This window comes from Variovorax sp. YR634 (assembly GCF_900106655.1).
GTDB lineage: Bacteria > Pseudomonadota > Gammaproteobacteria > Burkholderiales > Burkholderiaceae_C > Variovorax.
In genome coordinates, this window is record NZ_FNOL01000020.1 from 64,698 (window position 1) to 82,732 (window position 18,035).

General features: G+C 68.5%; 20 protein-coding genes. 10 read left to right on the forward strand and 10 right to left on the reverse strand.

Translation table 11 applies throughout. From position 1 onward, the window contains the following. The 5 genes from BLV60_RS26365 to BLV60_RS26385 all read left to right on the forward strand — a co-directional run bounded on the left by BLV60_RS26365 (position 1) and on the right by BLV60_RS26385 (position 5,306). A complete protein-coding gene (locus tag BLV60_RS26365; RefSeq protein WP_093058246.1) occupies positions 1–381 on the forward strand; it encodes a hypothetical protein in 381 nt (126 codons plus the stop codon). A gap of 79 nt (positions 382–460) precedes the next feature. Further along, positions 461–2,566: a TonB-dependent receptor gene (locus tag BLV60_RS26370; protein ID WP_093058247.1), complete on the forward strand. Its 2,106-nt coding sequence runs from the start codon at positions 461–463 to the stop codon at positions 2,564–2,566. Positions 2,567–2,617: 51 nt separating this feature from the next. Beyond that, a complete protein-coding gene (locus BLV60_RS26375; protein ID WP_093058248.1) occupies positions 2,618–3,571 on the forward strand; it encodes an AEC family transporter in 954 nt (317 codons plus the stop codon). 134 nt (positions 3,572–3,705) lie between these two features. After that, the gene (locus BLV60_RS34495; RefSeq protein WP_176928955.1) at positions 3,706–4,101 is read left to right on the forward strand and encodes a hypothetical protein; all 396 of its coding nucleotides are present in this window, start codon (positions 3,706–3,708) and stop codon (positions 4,099–4,101) included. After that, positions 4,095–5,306, forward strand: coding sequence for an OmpA family protein (locus BLV60_RS26385; protein WP_093058249.1), 1,212 nt, complete (start codon positions 4,095–4,097; stop codon positions 5,304–5,306). The genes BLV60_RS34495 and BLV60_RS26385 overlap by 7 nt, the downstream gene beginning before the upstream one ends. Before the next feature lie 9 nt (positions 5,307–5,315). Here the strand turns inward: BLV60_RS26385 and pdxH are convergent, their stop codons facing one another. After that, positions 5,316–5,969, reverse strand: coding sequence for a pyridoxamine 5'-phosphate oxidase (pdxH, locus tag BLV60_RS26390; protein WP_093058324.1), 654 nt, complete (start codon positions 5,967–5,969; stop codon positions 5,316–5,318). Positions 5,970–5,998: 29 nt separating this feature from the next. On the opposite strand from pdxH, the gene BLV60_RS26395 reads away from it, so the two are divergent. Next, positions 5,999–6,568, forward strand: a complete 570-nt coding sequence (locus tag BLV60_RS26395; protein WP_093058250.1) for a nucleotidyltransferase family protein — start codon at positions 5,999–6,001, stop codon at positions 6,566–6,568. A gap of 14 nt (positions 6,569–6,582) precedes the next feature. Here the strand turns inward: BLV60_RS26395 and BLV60_RS26400 are convergent, their stop codons facing one another. Beyond that, complete coding sequence (locus BLV60_RS26400) at positions 6,583–7,122, reverse strand: superoxide dismutase family protein (protein ID WP_093058251.1); 540 nt, start codon at positions 7,120–7,122, stop codon at positions 6,583–6,585. Beyond that, positions 7,119–7,826, reverse strand: a complete 708-nt coding sequence (locus BLV60_RS26405; RefSeq protein ID WP_093058252.1) for a gamma-glutamylcyclotransferase — start codon at positions 7,824–7,826, stop codon at positions 7,119–7,121. The genes BLV60_RS26400 and BLV60_RS26405 overlap by 4 nt, the downstream gene beginning before the upstream one ends. 135 nt (positions 7,827–7,961) lie before the next feature. On the opposite strand from BLV60_RS26405, the gene BLV60_RS26410 reads away from it, so the two are divergent. From BLV60_RS26410 to BLV60_RS26425, 4 genes are all read left to right on the forward strand, one after another. Next, positions 7,962–8,510: an OmpA family protein gene (locus BLV60_RS26410; RefSeq protein ID WP_093058253.1), complete on the forward strand. Its 549-nt coding sequence runs from the start codon at positions 7,962–7,964 to the stop codon at positions 8,508–8,510. Positions 8,511–8,713: 203 nt separating this feature from the next. Next, complete coding sequence (gene edd / locus BLV60_RS26415) at positions 8,714–10,555, forward strand: phosphogluconate dehydratase (RefSeq protein ID WP_093058254.1); 1,842 nt, start codon at positions 8,714–8,716, stop codon at positions 10,553–10,555. Continuing rightward, on the forward strand, positions 10,546–11,187 hold the full coding sequence (eda, locus tag BLV60_RS26420; RefSeq protein ID WP_093058255.1) for a bifunctional 4-hydroxy-2-oxoglutarate aldolase/2-dehydro-3-deoxy-phosphogluconate aldolase: 642 nt from the start codon (positions 10,546–10,548) through the stop codon (positions 11,185–11,187). The genes edd and eda overlap by 10 nt, the downstream gene beginning before the upstream one ends. An 8-nt stretch (positions 11,188–11,195) precedes the next feature. Further along, a complete protein-coding gene (locus BLV60_RS26425; protein ID WP_093058256.1) occupies positions 11,196–11,927 on the forward strand; it encodes a haloacid dehalogenase type II in 732 nt (243 codons plus the stop codon). On the opposite strand, the gene BLV60_RS26430 is transcribed toward BLV60_RS26425, so the two are convergent. The 7 genes from BLV60_RS26430 to BLV60_RS26460 form a co-directional block, all read right to left on the reverse strand. Continuing rightward, a complete protein-coding gene (locus tag BLV60_RS26430; RefSeq protein ID WP_093058257.1) occupies positions 11,928–12,485 on the reverse strand; it encodes a DUF1697 domain-containing protein in 558 nt (185 codons plus the stop codon). Positions 12,486–12,503: 18 nt separating this feature from the next. After that, entirely contained in the window at positions 12,504–12,917 is a 414-nt protein-coding gene (gene gloA, locus BLV60_RS26435) for a lactoylglutathione lyase (RefSeq protein ID WP_093058258.1), read from the reverse strand. A 71-nt stretch (positions 12,918–12,988) separates the two neighbouring features. After that, positions 12,989–13,672 carry a glutathione S-transferase family protein gene (locus BLV60_RS26440; protein WP_093058259.1) on the reverse strand — a complete coding sequence of 228 codons (684 nt, stop codon included), beginning with the start codon at positions 13,670–13,672 and terminating at the stop codon, positions 12,989–12,991. Positions 13,673–13,776: 104 nt separating this feature from the next. Then, on the reverse strand, positions 13,777–14,460 hold the full coding sequence (locus BLV60_RS26445; RefSeq protein WP_093058260.1) for an ABC transporter ATP-binding protein: 684 nt from the start codon (positions 14,458–14,460) through the stop codon (positions 13,777–13,779). After that, on the reverse strand, positions 14,457–16,136 hold the full coding sequence (locus tag BLV60_RS26450; RefSeq protein ID WP_093058261.1) for an ABC transporter permease: 1,680 nt from the start codon (positions 16,134–16,136) through the stop codon (positions 14,457–14,459). Before BLV60_RS26450 ends, BLV60_RS26445 begins: the two co-directional genes overlap by 4 nt. Before the next feature lie 34 nt (positions 16,137–16,170). Then, the gene (locus tag BLV60_RS26455) at positions 16,171–17,235 is read right to left on the reverse strand and encodes a Fe(3+) ABC transporter substrate-binding protein (protein WP_093058262.1); all 1,065 of its coding nucleotides are present in this window, start codon (positions 17,233–17,235) and stop codon (positions 16,171–16,173) included. A gap of 232 nt (positions 17,236–17,467) precedes the next feature. Beyond that, complete coding sequence (locus tag BLV60_RS26460; RefSeq protein WP_093058263.1) at positions 17,468–18,016, reverse strand: PaaI family thioesterase; 549 nt, start codon at positions 18,014–18,016, stop codon at positions 17,468–17,470. Positions 18,017–18,035: the final 19 nt, after the last annotated feature.

Here is an 18,035-nt window from a genome sequence, read left to right on the forward strand (position 1 = left end):
GTGCACCTCGCCATCCATCAACCCCGGACCCGTTCGACCCGCGCGCTCGTCATCGCGCTGATGGTCGCGGTGTGGTTCGCGGGCACGCTGGGGCTGATGCACCGCTCGCTGCATGTGCCGGGCCTGCCGGCCGCTGCGGAGCAGGCCGCGCAGGTTGCCCACAAGCATGCGGGCCACCACCTGGCCGGGCTGTTCGGCGAGCACACCGACGCCGAGTGCCGCCTGTACGACCAGCTCTCGCACGGCTCCAGCGTGCCCGGCGTGCCGCTGGTGGTGCTGCCGATGCTGCTGCCGTCGGCCACCTTTGCTTTCCTGCAGGGCGAGGTCATCGCCCGCTGGGTCGCGCTGTTCGACGCGCGCGGCCCGCCTTCCACTCGCTGAATCCCCTGTGTTCCGGCTGCTGCACCCGCTTCTTGCGCGGTGGCGGCTGGTCGTCCCTTGATTCAACGAGTGTCCATTCATGTCCCATAACTTCCGTCGCAACGCCATTGGCGTTGCCGTTCTTTCGCTCGCCGCTTTCGCGAGTCAGGCCCAGGCCCAGACGCAGACTCCTGATGCTGCCCAGGCCCAACCCGCCGACGCCACCAGCCTGCGCGAAGTCACCGTCACCGGCAACCCGCTCGGCGCAAGCGACCTGATCGCGCCGACCACCACCCTGTCGGGCGACAAGCTGCTGCTGCGCTCCCAATCGACGCTCGGCGAAACGCTCGATAACGTGCCCGGCGTGAGCAGCAGCTACTTCGGCCCCAACGCCAGCCGCCCGATCATTCGCGGCCAGGACGGCGACCGCATCCGCATCCTGCAGAACGGCGGCGGCGCGCCCGATGCCTCGGCGCTGAGCTACGACCACGCCGTGCCGATCGATGCACTTGTGACCGACCGCATCGAAGTGCTGCGCGGCCCCTCGGCGCTGCAGTACGGCGGCAGCGCCGTCGGCGGCGTGGTCAACGTGATCGACAACCGCATTCCGACGGAACCGATCAACGGCTTCGGCGGCCGTGCCGACCTGGGTTACTCCACCGGCAACAAGGAGAAGAACGGCGGCGTGGTGCTCGAAGGCGGCAACGACCGCCTGGCGATTCACGTCGACGCCTTCAACCGCGACTCGAAAGACGTGTCGGTGCCGATCACGCTCGAATGCAGCAAGCCCGGCTCGCCGTGGACTGCGCGCAAGATCTGCAACTCAGCCAACGAAGCGCACGGCGGCGCCGTCGGCGGCACGATGTTCTTCGACCAGGGCTACATCGGCGCCTCGGTCAGCACCTATCGCAGCAAGTACGGCACCGTGGCTGAAGACGACGTGACCATCGGCATGAAGTCCGACCGCTATGCGATCGAAGGCGAGTGGCGCCCGGGCGGCTTCATCAGCAGCATCCACGCGAAGCTGAGCCACACCGACTACCGCCACACCGAGTTCGAGGGCGGCGAAGCCGGCACCACGTTCTCGAACATGAGCAACGACCTGCGCATCGAGGCGCGCCACCAGAAGATCGGCGACTTCGAAGGCCTGGTCGGCTTCAGCAGCGAAACCAACCGCTTCGCTGCCGACGGCGAGGAGGCCTTTGCGCCGCACAGCCGCACGCGCTCCAACGCGCTGTTCATGTACGAGGAATACGGCACTTCATGGGGCCGCCTGAGCTTCGGTGCGCGCACCGAGCAGGTCCGCATCCGCTCGCTGGGCTACCCGGACGATCCGACGGTCACGCGCTTTGCCGTCGGAGAGCGCACCTTCAATCCGCACAGCGCGGCCTTCGGTGCGCTGGTCAACCTCGCGCCGCAGTGGCAGCTGACTTCGAATCTCGCCTACACCGAGCGTGCGCCGAAAGACTACGAGCTGCTGGCCAACGGCCCCCACGTGGCAACGGCCGCATGGGAGGTGGGCGACCCGAACCTGAAGAAGGAAAAGTCGACCGGCCTCGATCTGGGCGCGCAATGGAAGTCGGGCCCCAACACGGCACGCGTCAACGCGTATGTCACGCGCTTCAGCAACTACATCGGCCTGACGGCATCGGGGCGCAACCTCGATGAAGAGGGCAACGTGGCCGAGCCCGGCGCCACCGACACGCTGGCCGAGTACGTCTACAGCGGCGTGCGCGCGCGCTTCACCGGCATCGAGGCCAACGGCAACTTGCGCCTGCTGGGCACTGACGGCTTCGCACGCATGGGCGATGCGGGCACGCTCGACCTCGAGTGGCGCGGCGACATCGTGCGCGCGAAGAACCTCGACACCGGCGAGCCGCTGCCGCGCATCGCGCCGCTGCGCCTGGGCGCAACGCTGGCCTATGCCAACGGCCCGTGGGGCGCGCGCTTCGGCTTCGACTACAACGCGGCGCAGCACCGCATTCCGTCGGTGGGTGCGCGCGAAACCGATGCATACACGCTGTGGAATGCGGCCATCACCTACCGCATGAAGGTGCAGCGCGCCAACCTCACCTGGTATGCGCGCATGGACAACATCACGAACAAGCTGGCCTACAGCGCGACCTCGATCCTGACGACGACGGTGTATCCGAACGCGCCGTTGCCGGGGCGGACGCTGAAGGTCGGGCTGCGCGTGACGTTCTAAGGGCGCAAGGGGCGGGCGAAGACGAAGGAGTCCCTCGGCTATCCTCGCCGAGTGAATTCCATCGTCATCTCCTCGCTCCTTCCCGTCGTCCTGCTCATCGCTGTCGGCTATCTGGCAGGCAAGCGCCGCTGGATCGGCGGCAATGCGGTGAAAGACCTGTCGCATCTCATCTTCCTGCTGCTCGCGCCTGCGCTGCTGTTCCGCGCCATGAGCACGGTGCACGTCGAGCAGTTGAGCCTCAAGCCCGTGGCGGCGTACTTCATCGCCTCGGGCCTGCTGTTCGCGGGCACGCTGGCGCTGCGCGGGTTCAACCGCACGGCGGCGGTGCTCGCGCTGGCCAACACCTACAGCAACACCGTGATGATCGGCATCGCGCTGATCGGCCTCGCATACGGCGAGGAGGGCATGGTGGTACTGCTCACGTTGATCTCGCTGCATTCGCTGGTGCTGCTGACGAGCGCCACGGTGGTGCTGGAGCTGGCCGTCGCGCGCGAGCAGGCTGGCGCCGCTGGCGCAGACAAGCGTCCGTCGATGGCGCGCACCGTGATGCGCGCGCTGCGCAACGCCATCATTCACCCCGTGCCGATGCCGATCATCGCGGGCCTGCTGTTCGCGCAGACCGGACTGGTGATGCCCGAGGTCATCGACAAGCCGATCCAGTTGCTGGGCCAGGCTTTCGGGCCGATCGCGCTGGTGATGGTGGGCATCACGCTCGCGCTCACGCCCATCGGCCGGCACTGGCGCGGCGCGCTGGTGCAGGCGCTGGTGAAGAACCTGCTGCATCCGCTGCTGGTGGCTGTCATCGGCTGGCTGCTGGGCGTGCGCGGCATTCCGCTCACGGTGATGGTTGTGGCAGCGGCGCTGCCCATTGGCGCCAACGTGTTCCTGTTCTCGCAGCGCTACCGCACGTCCGAAGACCTGGTGACGGCCAGCGTCGCGGTGTCGACGGTGCTGGGGCTCGTCACGCTCACGCTCGTGATGATGTGTGTGCAATGGCTGCCCTGAGTCCTTCGGTCTCTTCTCCTTGGCGTTGAGCGGACTTTCGCCTTAGAGCGCTTCGCCGCCCGCCTATGCCGTTTGGCAGGGTGGCCGTTTGGCGAGATGGCGCGGGGCCGCTGGCACCCTACATTTGCCGGCTGATGATTCACCCGGCGCGCTCTTCGCCCCTTCTTGCTATGGCGGTGGTCGCGATGGTGATCGCGCTGCACGGCCGTCCCGCGCAGGCCGCGGAGCCTGCTGGCGCGGCCAAGCCGTGCCGTACGCCGTGCCTGTCGGCGAACGTGCCGCGCGAGCCGGCCGAGCCGTCGCCCGCCGAGAAGTCTGAAAAGACCGACGAGGCGCCGTCGAAGCCGAAGCCGGTGATCAGGACGCGCGCACAGCAGCCAGCCGCGCCGCCGCTACCGCCGCCGGTGCAACGGGAAGCCGCCGCGCCGCGCCCCACGCCATCGAAGCGCTGCAGCGAAATCAACATGCGCGCCGCCGTCGGCGAGCCGCTGTCGGACCAGGACATGAAGACATTGAGGAGCCAATGCTGATGACGACCACCACCCAACGAGTCCGCGTGGCACTGCGCGTGTTCGCGCTGTGCGCTGCCGCCGTGCTTGCCGCCGCCTGCGCGCACCGCCCCGCACCCGGCAACGCCATGCCTTTCGACCAGGCCGTGAACCAGGCAGTGGACGACCTGATGGTGCAGACGCAGAAGCTGCCGGCCTTCCTGGCCAAGGTGGAATCGACGCTCACGCAGCGCCGCATCGTGATCGACCCGCTGCTCGAAGGCGCGAGCGGCCAGCAGACCGAGGTGACGCGCGTGGCCGAGCAGCGCATCGTCCAGCGCATGCAGGCGCAGTTCAAGCAGTTCACCGTCACGCCGTTCAACGCCAGCGAAATCGGCAACGCACAGTACGTGCTGAACGGCACGCTGGTGCGCGACAAGGACGCCTCGGGCGGGCCGTACCGGTTGAACCTTGCGCTGACCGAGATCAAGAGCGGCGTGGTGATCGCGCAGTCGGTCACGCGCATCAGCGATGCCACGCTCGACACGCGGCCCACCGCCTTCTTCCGCGACAGCCCGGTGAACGGCAAGGACCGCGGCGTCGAGGGCTACATCCGCACCGCCGAAACCCAACCCGGCCAGGCCGCCGACGCGCTGTACCTGGAGCGCCTGCCGACCTCGACCGTGCTGCAGGAAGCCACCGCTGCCTACGAGGCCGGCCGCATGAGCGAGGCGCTGAGCCGCTACGAGGCCGCGTCGAAACGGCCCGACGGCCAGCAGCTGCGCATCTACAGCGGGCTGTACCTCACGCAATCGCAGCTCGGCCGCACTGCCGATGCCGAGAAGACCTTCGGCACCATCGCGCGCCTGGGGCTCGAAACCAACAACCTGAGCGTGAAGTTCCTGTTCAAGCCGGGCTCGACCGACTTCCTCTCCGACCCGAAGATCAGCACCGCCTATCCGATGTGGCTGCGCCAGATCGCGCGGCAGGCGGCGCAGATCGATTCGTGCGTGGTGGTCACGGGCCACACGAGCCGCACGGGCTCGGAGGCGGTGAACGAGCGGCTGTCGCTGCAGCGCGCGGTGAGCGTGAAGGCCCGGCTGGTGGGCGAGGCGCCGCCGCTGTCGAAGAAGCTGCGCGAATCGGGCATGGGCTTTCGCGAGAACATCGTCGGAACGGGGGCCGACGATGCGAGCGACGCGCTGGACCGGCGCGTCGAATTCAAGGTGGTCGGCTGCGAGGCCTGACGACGCGGCTCAGGGGGCGAGGCGCTCGCGCACCCAGTCGCTGCCTTCGAGCCGGTAGCGCAGCCGGTCGTGCAGCCGGCTCTTGCGGCCTTGCCAGAATTCCCAGCGGTCGGGCACCAGCCGGTAGCCGCCCCAATGCGGTGGGCGCGGCGGCGAGAGCAGGTGCTTGGCCGCGAACACGGCCGCGTTTTTCACCAGCACGTCGCGTCCGCTGATCACTTCGCTCTGCGGGCTGGCCCAGGCGCCGATGCGCGAGTCGAGCGGTCGGCTTGCGAAGTAGGCGTCGCTCTCTTCGGCGCCCGCCTTCCCGACGCGGCCCTCGATGCGCACCACGCGCTCCAGCTCGACCCAGTGGAACTGCAGCGACGCATACGGATTGCCCGACAGCTCGCGGCCCTTGCGGCTTTCGTAGTTGGTGTACCAGACGATGCCGCGCGCGTCGTAGCCCTTGATGAGAACGATGCGGCTCGACGGCCGCAGGTCGCTGCCCACGGTGCACAGCGTCATCGCGTTGGGCTCGGGCACCTGCGCGTCGATGGCTTCGGTGAGCCAGCGTTCGAACTGCTTCAGCGGATCGCCGGCGCTGTGGGCCTCGCCGAGCTCGGCTCGCTCGTAGCTCTTGCGCAGTGCCGCCAGTGCGTCATTGGAGAGAGGGGAAGTCATGCCGGGATTGTTGCGCACATACTCGGCCCATGACGACACAGAAGGCGAATTCCCCGGTAGTGATCGTGCTGGCCTCGGGCCGCGGCGAGCGCTTCATCGCGGCCGGCGGCACGGGATCGAAGCTGAAGGCTCTGCTCGCCGGCAAGCCGGTGCTGGAGCGCACGATCGACGCGGTGCGCGCCAGCGGCCTGCCGTGGCATGTGGAAGACGCTGGGCACCCCGGCATGGGCGACTCGATCGCGGCTGCCGTGCGCGCCACGTCCGATGCGCAGGGCTGGCTGATCCTGCCGGGCGACCTGCCGCTGGTGCTGCCCGCGACGCTGCAGGCGGTTGCAGCCGCCCTTGGCGGCCGGGTGAATGCCGTGCAGCCGCAGTACCGGGGAGAGCGCGGGCATCCGGTGGGCTTTGCCGCCGGGTGCGGCGCGCAACTCGCTACCTTGGAGGGAGGCCTCGGCGCATCGTCCATCCTGCGGTCGATGCGCGCCATCGATTCGGTTGCCGACCTGGCGGTGGACGATGTCGGCGTGGTCACCGACATCGACACGCCCGAGGCGCTGGCGCAGGCCGAGGCGCTGTGGCTGGCGCGCGTGAACGCCTAGCCTTTTCTATTTGATCAGGGCTTGGCGATCACGGCGCAGGCGATGCGCGGGCCCGAGTTGCCTGCCGGCTGCGTCGTGAAATCGTCGGGGTCGCGGTGCACCACCAGCGCACGGCCGACCACGCTGTTGGCAGCGCCCGGGGTCAGCGAGATCGCGTGGTCTTCCACGCTGAAGCGTGCCATGCCGTTGGCGTCGGCGCGCAGGCTCGGCAGTTCGCCGGCATGGCTGCCTGGCGCGGCGAACTTGCCGTGCGTGCCGCCGGTCGGGTTGAAGTGGCCGCCCGAGGCATTGCCGTTGTCGCCGCAGTCGCCCTTTTCGTGGATGTGGAAGCCGTGCTCGCTGCCCGGCACCAGGCCGCGCACCTCGCCCGACACGCGCACGCCATGCTCGAGGGCGGTGAAGGTCACCGTGCCGCGCGTCGGGTTGGGCGTGATCGCGGCTGTCGGCACCAGTTCGACGGCCGTGCTCGGCTTGCCGCCCATGCTGCCGCAGGCGGCCAGGAGGGCCGAGGCGAGGAGGGCGGCGCCGGTGGCGATGAGACGACGTTGGTTCATGTGTTTTCCTTGGAGGGTCCGGAAGGTTGGGAGGATTCGGATTTGTCTGGAGACCCCGGAACATATACCGGAGCCTGCGGTGCATCGCAATCAGCAGCGTTCCCTGACTGGCGCTGCTCCTGTTCCTTCGCCGCGGCCAGCGCCACCAGCCGCGCCAGCGCCGCGTCGTGGATCGAATGCCGCTGCAGCTCCAGCAGCGTCTGCTGCGCGTAGTCGAGCGAGCTGCCGTAGCGGCCCACCGCGTGGGCGAAGATGTGGCGGTAGCGCTCGTCGCTGAGCTCGCCCGTGAAGTTGGGGCTGCGCCGCGAGAGCGTGAACGCCAGCGCGCGCACATGGCCTTCGGCCGTGCCGCATTGCAGCCACCTGGGGTCGTACACGCCGGTCGGCATCTCGCGCAGCCAGAGCCGGCGCAGGGTTTCGAGGCCCTCGGCCTTCGGCACGCGGAACACCATGCCGCGGCAGCTGCCGCCCGAGAGCAGTCCGAACACGAGGCCCGGTGTCTGCACGCTGCCGCGGTTCACGCGGCTCCACATCTTCAGCGCGCGGTGCCAGCCGTGCACCCAGGCCGGCCGGCGCTCGGTAAAGCCGAACTCGGGCCGCCATATCAGCGAGCCGTAGCCGAAGAGCCAGAGGTCCTCATGTCCGCCCCAGTCGGCGATGGCGCGCTCGAGCATCGGCTGCGGGTCGCGCAGGGGCTTGGGCATGGGGTCGAGTCCCGGCGGACCGGGGTTCGGCGCAGGGTCCGACACGGGGGTGTCAGGGCCGACGCCTACAATTTCCTGATCATGGTTCACCGCACCATTATTTACCGACCTCTTTCCTACGGAGCAAGACCCGCAATGAGCGACGACGACAGCCAGCAGAATTTCATCATCGGATTCGTCATGGCGCTGATCGCCCTGGTGATCTTCTTCGTGGTGGGCATCGTGCTCTGGCACAAGGGGCACAACCCGGCGGCCGCCAAGCCCGCTGCGGCAGTGACAATCTCGGCGCCCGCACCCGGAGCGGCGCCCAAGGTGGCCGAGGTCACAGAGACGGTGACGGTCACGATCCCCGACGGCGCCAGCGTCCGCGTGGTCGATGGCGTGGTGAGCTTCTACTTCGCGACCGGCAGCGCCGATCTCGCACCGGGCGCCGCCGAAGCACTGGCCGCGGTCATCAAGGGCGTCGAAAGCGGCCGCAAGGCGGTGATCTCGGGCTTCCACGACACCACCGGCGACGCCGCCATCAACGAACAGCTCGCGAAGAAGCGCGCCGAGATGGTGCGCGACGTGCTCGTGGGCCTGGGCGTTCCGGCGGCCAAGGTCGACCTGCAGAAGCCCGCCGTGACGGCCGGCACTGGCAACAACGCCGAGGCTCGCCGTGTCGAGGTGAAGCTGGTCGACTGAGCGCCACGCGCTCCGATTGCCAGATCAGAGAAGAAGCCCGGTAACGCCGGGCTTTTTTGCGTGCGCCTCCCTGCAAGGCTCGAATGGGTAAATTCGTATTGCCTGGCGCCCGGATTTCATCGGGCTTTCGCGCCCGGCTTGTTACCATGGGCCTCCAGGCCCACAGTCGCCCTGGCGACATGCAGCAAGAGCCACGTACCCCCATGAGCAGCAGCACAAACCCCACCGTCCGCGACGTTACCGATCGCATCCGCGAGCGCAGCCAGGGGCTGCGCGGCGCCTACCTCACCCGCCTTGCCGAAATCCGCGCCCGCGACCGCGGCTCCGACCGCATGGGCTGCGCCAACGTGGCGCACGCCGTGGCCGGCATCCCGGCCAACGACAAATTCCGCGTGGTGACCGAGCGCGCACCCAACATCGGCATCGTCACCGCCTACAACGACATGCTCTCGGCCCACGCGCCGTACCAGGGCTACCCGGACATCATCAAGCAGGAGGCCCGCCGCCTCGGCGCCACCGCGCAGGTGGCCGGCGGCGTACCCGCCATGTGCGACGGCGTCACGCAAGGCACGCCCGGCATGGAGCTGAGCCTGTTCAGCCGCGACCTGATCGCCATGAGCACCGCCGTCGCGCTCACGCACGACATGTTCGATGCGGCGCTGTTGCTCGGCGTGTGCGACAAGATCGTGCCGGGCCTCCTGATCGGCGCGCTGCACTTCGGCCACTTGCCGACCGTGTTCGTGCCGGCCGGCCCGATGCCCTCGGGCCTGTCGAACGGCGCCAAGTCGAAGGTGCGCGAACAGGCGGCGCAGGGCCTTGTGGGCCGCCAGGGCCTGCTCGACGCCGAGATGGCCGCCTATCACACGGTGGGCACCTGCACCTTCTACGGCACCGCCAACAGCAACCAGATGCTGCTCGAAGCCATGGGCCTGCACGTGCCCGGCACGGCCTTCATCCAGCCCGGCGACGCGATGCGCGAAACGCTCACGCGCGAGGCCGTGCGCACTGTGCTGGGCAAGGCGGGCGAGGCAGCATTCAATTGCCCGCCCATCGGCGAGATGGTCGACGAGCGCTGCATCGTCAACGCCATGGTCGCCCTGCTCGCCACGGGCGGCTCCACCAACCACCTGATCCACTGGGTGGCCGTGGCGCGCGCTGCCGGCATCCTGATCGACTGGGACGACTTCTCCAAGCTCTCCGACGTGGTGCCGCTGCTGAGCCGCGTGTATCCCAACGGCAGCGCCGACGTGAACGAGTTCCAGGCCTCGGGCGGCCCCGGCTTCGTGATCGGCGAACTGGTCGATGCCGGCCTCATGCATGCCGACGTGCTGACGGTGCGTTCGGGCGGCATCCGTGAATTCGCGAACATTCCGGCGCTGGCAGGCGATGCGGGCGAGCACCGCCTGCAATGGACCCCCGCCGCGCCCCTGAAGAACGAAGCCGTCACGCGCACGGTCGCGAGCCCGTTCAGCGCCACTGGCGGCCTGAAGCTGCTGAGTGGCAACCTCGGCCGCAGCGTCATCAAGGTGTCCTCGGTGCCCGACGACCGCCACGTCATCGAAGCCCCGGCGCGCGTGTTCGACTCGCAGGCTGCGCTGCAGAAGGCATTCACGGCCGGGGAACTCGAGCGCGACGTGGTCTGCGTGGTGCGCTGGCAGGGCCCGCAGGCCAACGGCATGCCCGAGCTGCACAAGCTCACGCCGCCGCTGTCGGTGCTGCAGGGCAAGGGGTTCCGCGTGGCGCTGGTCACCGATGGCCGCATGAGCGGCGCGTCGGGCAAGATTCCGGCCGCGATCCACGTCTCGCCCGAAGCGGCAGCGGGCGGCCCGCTCGCCAAGGTGCGCGACGGCGACCTGATCCGCCTCGACTCCGTCGCGGGTACGCTCGCCGTGTTGCTGCCCGAAGACGAATGGGCAGCGCGCGAGACCGCAACGCAACCCGAAGCGCAGCGCATCGCCGACGGACACGGCCTCGGCCGTGAACTGTTCGCCGGCATGCGCCGTAACGCACTTACCGCAGAAGAAGGAGCCTGCTCATGGCTATGAACGAAAAACTCACCGCGCTGGACGTGATGCGCGACGCCCCGGTCATCCCGGTCATCGTGCTGAACGACGTGAAAGACGCCGTGCCGCTGGCGCGCGCGCTGGTGGCCGGCGGTATCCGCATGCTCGAAGTCACGCTGCGCACGCCGCAGGCGCTGCAATGCATCGAGGCCATCGCCAAGGACGTGCCCGAAGCCGTGGCCGGCGCCGGCACCATCCGCAGCGCAGCCGATGCGCAAGCCTCGGCGCTGGCCGGTGCCAAGTTCGGCGTGAGCCCGGGCTACACGCGCGCGGTTGGCAAGGCCTGCCACGACCTCGGCCTGCCGCTGCTGCCCGGCGTGGCCACCGGCAGCGAAATCATGACCGCGCAGGAAGACGGCTACACGCAGCTGAAGTTCTTCCCCGCGCTGCAGGCTGGTGGCCTGCCGATGCTCAAGGCCTGGCAGGGGCCGTTCGGCGACGTCACCTTCTGCCCGACGGGCGGCATCCATGCGGGCAACGCGGCCGAGTTTCTCGCGCTGTCGAACGTGGCCTGCGTGGGCGGTTCGTGGATCGTGCCGACCGACGCGATCCGTGACGGCGACTGGGCGCGCATCGAGCAACTGGCACGCGCCGCGAGCCAGCTGCCGCGCTGAGCATCGCCATGAGCGGCGCTGATTTCGACGCGAGCGACCTCAAGGTCATCGCGTTCGACGTTTTCGGCACGGTGGTCGACTGGCACAGCGGCATTGCCGCCGAGGCCGAGAGCGCACTGCCGGGCGTGGACGGCGCAGCCTTCGCGTTGGCATGGCGTGCCGGCTACCAGCCCGCGATGAAGGCAGTGATGGAGCGCATCGCCGCGGGCGAGGGCGGCTTCACGCTGCTCGACGAACTGCACCTGAGCATGCTCGAACAGGTGCTGCACGACTTCAGCCTGGCCGACCGCCTCGACACCGCCGCCAAGCGCGACCTGAGCCGTGCCTGGCATCGACTGCCGGCGTGGCCCGATTCGGTGGCCGGGCTCACGCGGCTCAAGAAGAAGTTCACCATCTGCACGCTGTCGAACGGCAACATCGGCCTGCTCACCGAAATGGCCAAGCGCGCCGGCCTGCCCTGGGACTGCGTGCTGTCGGCCGAAGTGTTCAAGGCCTACAAGCCCGACCCGCGAACCTACCTCGGCGTGGCGGGCGTGTTCGACGCAACGCCCGGGCAGGTGATGCTGGCCGCCGCGCACCACGACGACCTGGCCGCCGCGCGCACCTGCGGCCTGAAGACCGCGTACATCGAGCGCCCGCATGAATTCGGCCGCGCCAGGCCGAAGGATGTTTCGCCGCAGCCGGACAACAACCTGCATGCGTGCGACATCAACGAGCTGGCGGACCTGCTGGGCTGCTGATCAGTCTGTGAGCAGCTTCTCTACCGTGCGCAGGTTGCGCGTGGTGGTGCTTGACTTGTAGCGGGTCTTGGCGAGCAGCTTGGCCACCGGCGTATCGAGACTCTCGCCACGCGGGCATTGCCAGTACAGCACGCCCTTGCCGCGCTTCAGCTGTTCAACGTCAGCATCGACGGTGCCGGCCTTCTCCACGATTTCATCGAGCATCGCGGCGTCGGAGCCGAACACGATATAGGGATGGCGTTCTTCGTCGATGCGCTCGAAGGGGTAGCTCGCCGCCATTTCGGCCACGGTCTTCTGCGTGAGCAGCACGATCCACGCGTCGTAGCCGAAGCGCTTGCGCAGGGCCTGCTCGATGCGCGTGCGCAGCGCGGCGGCGTCGCTCTCGCTGGTGTCGAACAGCACGTTGCCGCTGGCGAGCACGGTGCGCACCGCGCCGAAGCCCAGTTCGACGAAGAGCGCCTTCAGATCGGCGCTCTTGATCGTGATGCCGTTGACGTTCACGCCGCGCAGCAGCGCGACATGGCGGGTTGTCGTGGCCTGCTTCTTCGTGCTTGCCATGGGCTGCCCCGCCGAGGTTCAGCGCAGGCCGCCGCCAGCGGCGCCTTCGTCGCGCTGGATCAGCTCGATCTTGTAGCCATCAGGGTCCGTGACGAACGCGATCACCGTGGTGCCACCCTTGACCGGCCCCGCCTCGCGCGTCACGTTGCCGCCCGCGGCCTTGATCTTCTCGCAGGCCGCGTACGCATCGGGTACGCCCAGCGCGATGTGGCCGTAGGCGGAGCCGAGTTCGTAGCTTTCGGTGCCCCAGTTGTAGGTGAGCTCGATCTCGGCCTGGTCGGGGTTGCCCTTGCCGTAGCCGATGAAGGCGAGGCTGTATTTGTACTCGGGGTTTTCGGACGTGCGCAGCAGGTTCATGCCGAGCACCTTGGTGTAGAAGTCGATGGAGCGCTGGAGGTTGCCAACGCGCAGCATGGTGTGAAGGAGTCGCATCTCGTGGTGCCGTGTAGTTATGGGAAAGATCGGAAAGGGAGGCCGCTATTGTCTGCCTCCCGGCGCGGCGATCAAGCTGCCAGGGTCAGCAGGTGGGCCTGGTGGCGCTGCAGGAATTCCATCAGGTGCTGCGGGTACTCAGGCACCACGGCGTTGCGCACGCTGGGACGGGCGGCCAGCGCCTTGCGCCAGGCATCGACCTTGGGCAGGGCATCGAAGACGTGCGAGTCGCTGATCGCATCGAACACCTCGAAGTAGCGGAACACCGGCGCGAAGACCGCATCGACGAGGCTGAAGCTGCGGCCTGCGAAGTAGGGCCCTTCGCCCAGTGCGGCCTCGACACGCCCGAACTTGGCGATGAGCGCGAGGCGCTTCTGCTCGAACACGGCTGCGTCCTGCGTGGTCTCGTAGCCCCAGAGGTCGGCGAGGATGGCCGAGCCGAACTCCATCCAGGCGCGGTGCTCGGCGCGGGTGAGCGGGTCTTCGGGGTGCAGGCGCGCGCCGGGCTGCGTTTCTTCGAGGTACTCGCAGATCACGTTGCTTTCGAACAGCACGGCCTCGCTGCCATCGGGGCGCTGCACCTTCAGCAGCGGCACCTTGCCGAGCGGCGAGATGTCGAGGAACCACTGGGGCTTGTTGGCGAGGTCGATCACGACGCGCTCGAAGGGCACGTCTTTTTCATTCAGCGCAATCGCGGCGCGCTGCACGTACGGGCACAGCAGGTGGCTGACGAGGGTGAGGGCTTGTCGCGTCATGGGGCTTTCCGTTCTTTGGGAAGGATGTGTCTGGAACGCCGCGATTCTTGCGATCCCGAACAACCTTTTCCCGATAAGCCCATTCGAGAAAAGGCCCCTGTGTGCTAGGCCGCCGTGTCGAGCCAGTGCGTGATGCGCCCGCCGTGCATCACGCCGATGCGGTCGGCCATGGCGTGCGCCTCGGCCTCGTTGTGCGTAACGAGAATCGCGGTCTGGCCGGCCTGCTTCAGGATGCCGCGCACTTCTGCCGTCAGTCGCTCGCGCGTGCCGCCGTCGAGGTTGGAGAACGGCTCGTCGAGCAGCAGCAGCGCGGGCGAGGGCGCGAGCGCGCGGGCCAGCGCAATGCGTTGCTGCTGGCCGCCGGAGAGTTCGTGAGGGTAGCGTTCGCCCGCGTCGGCCAGGCCGACCAGCGCAAGCATTTCTGCGACGCGCGATTGCTGCGCCGCACGGTCCAGGCGACGCAGCCCGAACGCCACGTTCTTCGCGGCCGACAGATGCGGAAACAGCGCGTACTCCTGGAACATCATGCCCACGCGCCGCTGCTCGGGCGGCAGGTGCTTCTGCGCGGACGACAGCAGCACGTCGCCGAGCTGGACGGTGCCGGCGCGCACGGGCTCGAAGCCGGCGATGGCGCGCAGCACCGTCGTCTTGCCGCAGCCCGAGGGGCCGAACAGGCAGCCGATGTCGCCCGCGTTCAATGCCAGCGAGAAGCCATCGACGACCGTGTGCAGGCCGCGCGGTGTGTCGTAGGCGAGCTGGATCGCATCGATGTGCAGGGGAGAACTCATGTCTTGTCGGGGCCGGGTGTGAGCGAGGACGTGCCCAGCTGGTTGCGCGCAAGCAGCACGACGGGCAGCAGGCCGGCCAGCACGATCGCGAGCGCGGCAATTGCGCCTTCTTCATACGTGCCGCGCGCGGCCTCGGCATAGAGCCAGGTGGCGAGGGTGTCGAAGTTGGCGGGCCGCAGCAGCAGCGTGGCCGGCAGCTCCTTCATCGCGTCGACGAACACCAGCAGCGCGGCTGCAGCCATGGCGGGGCGCAGCAACGGCAGGTGCACGCGGCGCAGCGTGCCGGCGGTGGTTTCGCCAAGCAGGCGTGAGGCCTGCTCGATGGCGGGGGGAATGCGCGCGAGGCCGGCCTCGATGCCGCCCACGGGCATCGCAAGAAATCGGATCGCGCAGGCCACGACCAGCACGACGCCGGCGCCCATCAGCGGCAGGCCCTGCCAGCCGAGCGCGGTGGCCAGAGCGGCATCGAAGGCCAGCGCAGGCGTGAGCAGCCCGATGGCCAGCACCGTGCCCGGCACCGCATAGCCCAGTGTTGCTACACGCGCCTGCCAGCGCGCACGGTTGAGGCTTGAGCCCTGGCTGCGCGAAGCCCAGGCGACGACCAGCCCCGCCGCCACCGCGACCACGGTGACGCCCGAAGCCAGCGCCAGCGTGTTGCCGAGGCTCGCGATCAGACCCCGGGAAACGCCACCGCCCTGTTGCAGCCGCTTGGCGCTTTCGCAGACGAGGTAGAGCGCAGGAGCCACGAAGCCGATCAGCACGGGCGTCGCTGCCGTCACAGTCGCAGCCCAGGCCGCGCCGCCATGCAGGCGCCGTGGCTGCACCGCGCGCATGCGTTGTGCCGAACCGAAGCGCTGGTGCTGCCGGCCGTTGCGTTCGAGCCAGACCAGCGCCACCACCACGAACAGCATCGCGCACGCAATCTGCGCTGCTCCGGCCAGGTCGGAGCGCGTGATCCACGTGGTGTAGACCGCCACCGTCAAGGTGTTCACGCCCAGGAATTCAGAAGCGCCGATGTCATTGAGCGTTTCGAGCAGCGCGAGGCTCAGTCCCACGGCCAGCGCCGGTCGCGCCAGCGGCAGTGCCACGCGAAAGAACGCGCCGCGCCGGCTTTCGCCGAGCATGCGCGCCGCTTCCATCAGGTGCGCCGGCTGCGTCATGAACATCGCGCGAGCCGTCATGTAGACGTACGGGTAGAGCACGAAGCCCAGCACGAAGATCGCACCAGGCGCCGAGCGCAGGTCGGGCAGGCGGAACTGGCGCGGGCTGTCGAAGCCCAGCACCCAGCGGATCGCGCCCTGCAGAGGGCCGATGGGGTGCAGCAGGTCGAGGTACGCGAAGGCGACGATGTAGGTCGGCATGGCCAGTGGCAGCAGCAGCGCCCAGTGCAGCACGCCGCGCCCTGGAAAGTCGTGCGCCGTTACCAGCCACGCGCAGCCGGTGCCGATCACCAGCACCAGTGCGCCCACCCCCGTAAGCAGCAAGGCCGTGTTGAGCGCCGCCTGCGGTAGTACATGTGCGAACAGCGGACCCCAGTGGCCGACGCCCGAACCGAACGCGAGCCACGCCAGCGTGAGCACCGGCGCGAGCACGCCGATGGCAATGAGGAACGACGCGCAGCGCCACGCCGGGCCCGCGGCGCGCAGGCCCGGCGGCTGGCGCCGCGCTGTCAGCATTCAGTCGCCGGCAAGGCGTGCCCGGCCATTCATGTCACTGGTCGAAGCCGACCTTGTCCACCAGGGCGCTGGCCTGCTTGCGGTACTTCGCGATCTCGGTCAGCGGCAGCGGATCGACCTTCAGCTCGCCGATGGTCTGGCCGATGATCGGGTCGAGTGCCACTCCCTTGCGCACCGGGTATTCATAGTTGGTCTGCGCGTACAGCGACTGCGCCGGTTCCGACACCAGGAACTCGAGCAGCTTGACCGCGTTGGCGCGCTGCGGCGCGTTCTTTGCCACGGCCGCGCCGCTGATGTTGACGTGCGTGCCGCCGCTTTTTGCATTGGCGAAGGTCGGGCGCACGACCTTGATGGCGTCGCCCCACTTGCGCGCGTCAGTGCCTTCCTTGGCGCTCTTCATCTGGCCGACGTAGTACGAGTTGGCCAGGCCCACGTCGCAGATGCCACCGAGGATGTCGCGCGCCACGTCGCGGTCGCCGCCCGTGGCCTTGCGTGCCAGGTTGGCCTTGACGCCGCGCAGCCACTGCTCGGCCTTGGCTTCGCCGTCGTGCGCGATCAGCGAGGCGACCAGCGCGGTGTTGTAGGGGTGCTGGCCGGCGCGGATGCAGACCTTGCCCTTGTACTTCGGGCTGGCCAGGTCTTCGTAGCGGAAACTCGTGAGGGGCAGGCTCTTGTCGGCATACAGCACACGCGCGCGCAGCGAGAGCGAGAACCACTGGCCGTCGGCGCCGCGCAGGTTGGCCGGAATGGCCGATTCGAGCGCGGCCGATTTCACCGGCTGCGTCACGCCGCCGTCGACCAAGTCCATGAGGTTGCCGATGTCCACCGTCATCAGCACGTCGGCCGGCGAGCGTGCGCCTTCGGCCTTGACGCGCTCCAGCAGGCCGTCTTTCACGAACACGGTGTTGACCTTGATGTTGCTCTGCGCACTGAAGGCCGAGATCAGCGGCTGGATCAGCGCGGGCTCGCGCGTCGTGTAGAGCGTGAGTTCGTCGGCTGCGGCAGCCTGTGCGGGCAGGGCGGCGACGGCAAGCCAGGCGGCGCTGGTGGCGAACAATGCGCGCGCGGCGCGGCCTTGGACGCTTGAGCGTTCGGTCATGAGAATCCTCCGGGAGCGGGTGTTCTGGAAAGCTCCGAGGCCTGTTGCAGGTCTCGGATGAGAATAATTATCACTGGAGGTGTGAGTTGCGACGCCTTTGGACTTACAGGTCGAAGGCCTACTGCCTCGTTGCAAAGTGCGGTGCCTGCGCTGCTCAACAGCATGTGATGGCGTCCGCTTCCTCCTGCTGACGCCCTCCCGCCCAACCCGATGACAATCCGGGCGCAGGGGCTCAGCGTGCTGGCAGCACCTCGAACACCAGGCAGGTGGTCGTGGCGTGCGCGAACAGCGTGCCGTCGGGTCCGTAGAGGCGGGCCTCGGCGGTGGCAAGCTGCTTGCCGCAATGGATCACCTTTCCTTCGGCGCGCACGCGCTGCACCTTGGGCGTGAGGCCCTTCACGTAGTTCACGCTCAGCTCGGCGGTGGTGTAGGCGCGCCCGGGCGGCATCATCGTGTGCACTGAGCAGCCCAGGGCCGAGTCGAGCATCGTCGCGACCCAGCCGCCGTGGATGGTGCCTAGCGGGTTCAGGTGCTGCGGCAGCGGCGTGCCCTGGAAGATGGCCACGCCCTGGCGCACTTCGAGGATCGTGAAGTCCAGCGTCTTGGCGATGGCTGCGTAGGGAATGTCGCCGTTCAGCATCGCCTGCATCACTTCGAGGCCGGTCTTGCCCGCGATCTGTTCGGGGCGGGCTAGGCCGGGGCCTGGGCCGGCGTCAAGGCGCTCGGCGATACGGCGTTCTTCGGCGATCCAGGTTTCGAGCTGGTTGGGGTTTTGTGTCATGCCTGTGTTCCTTCTGGGG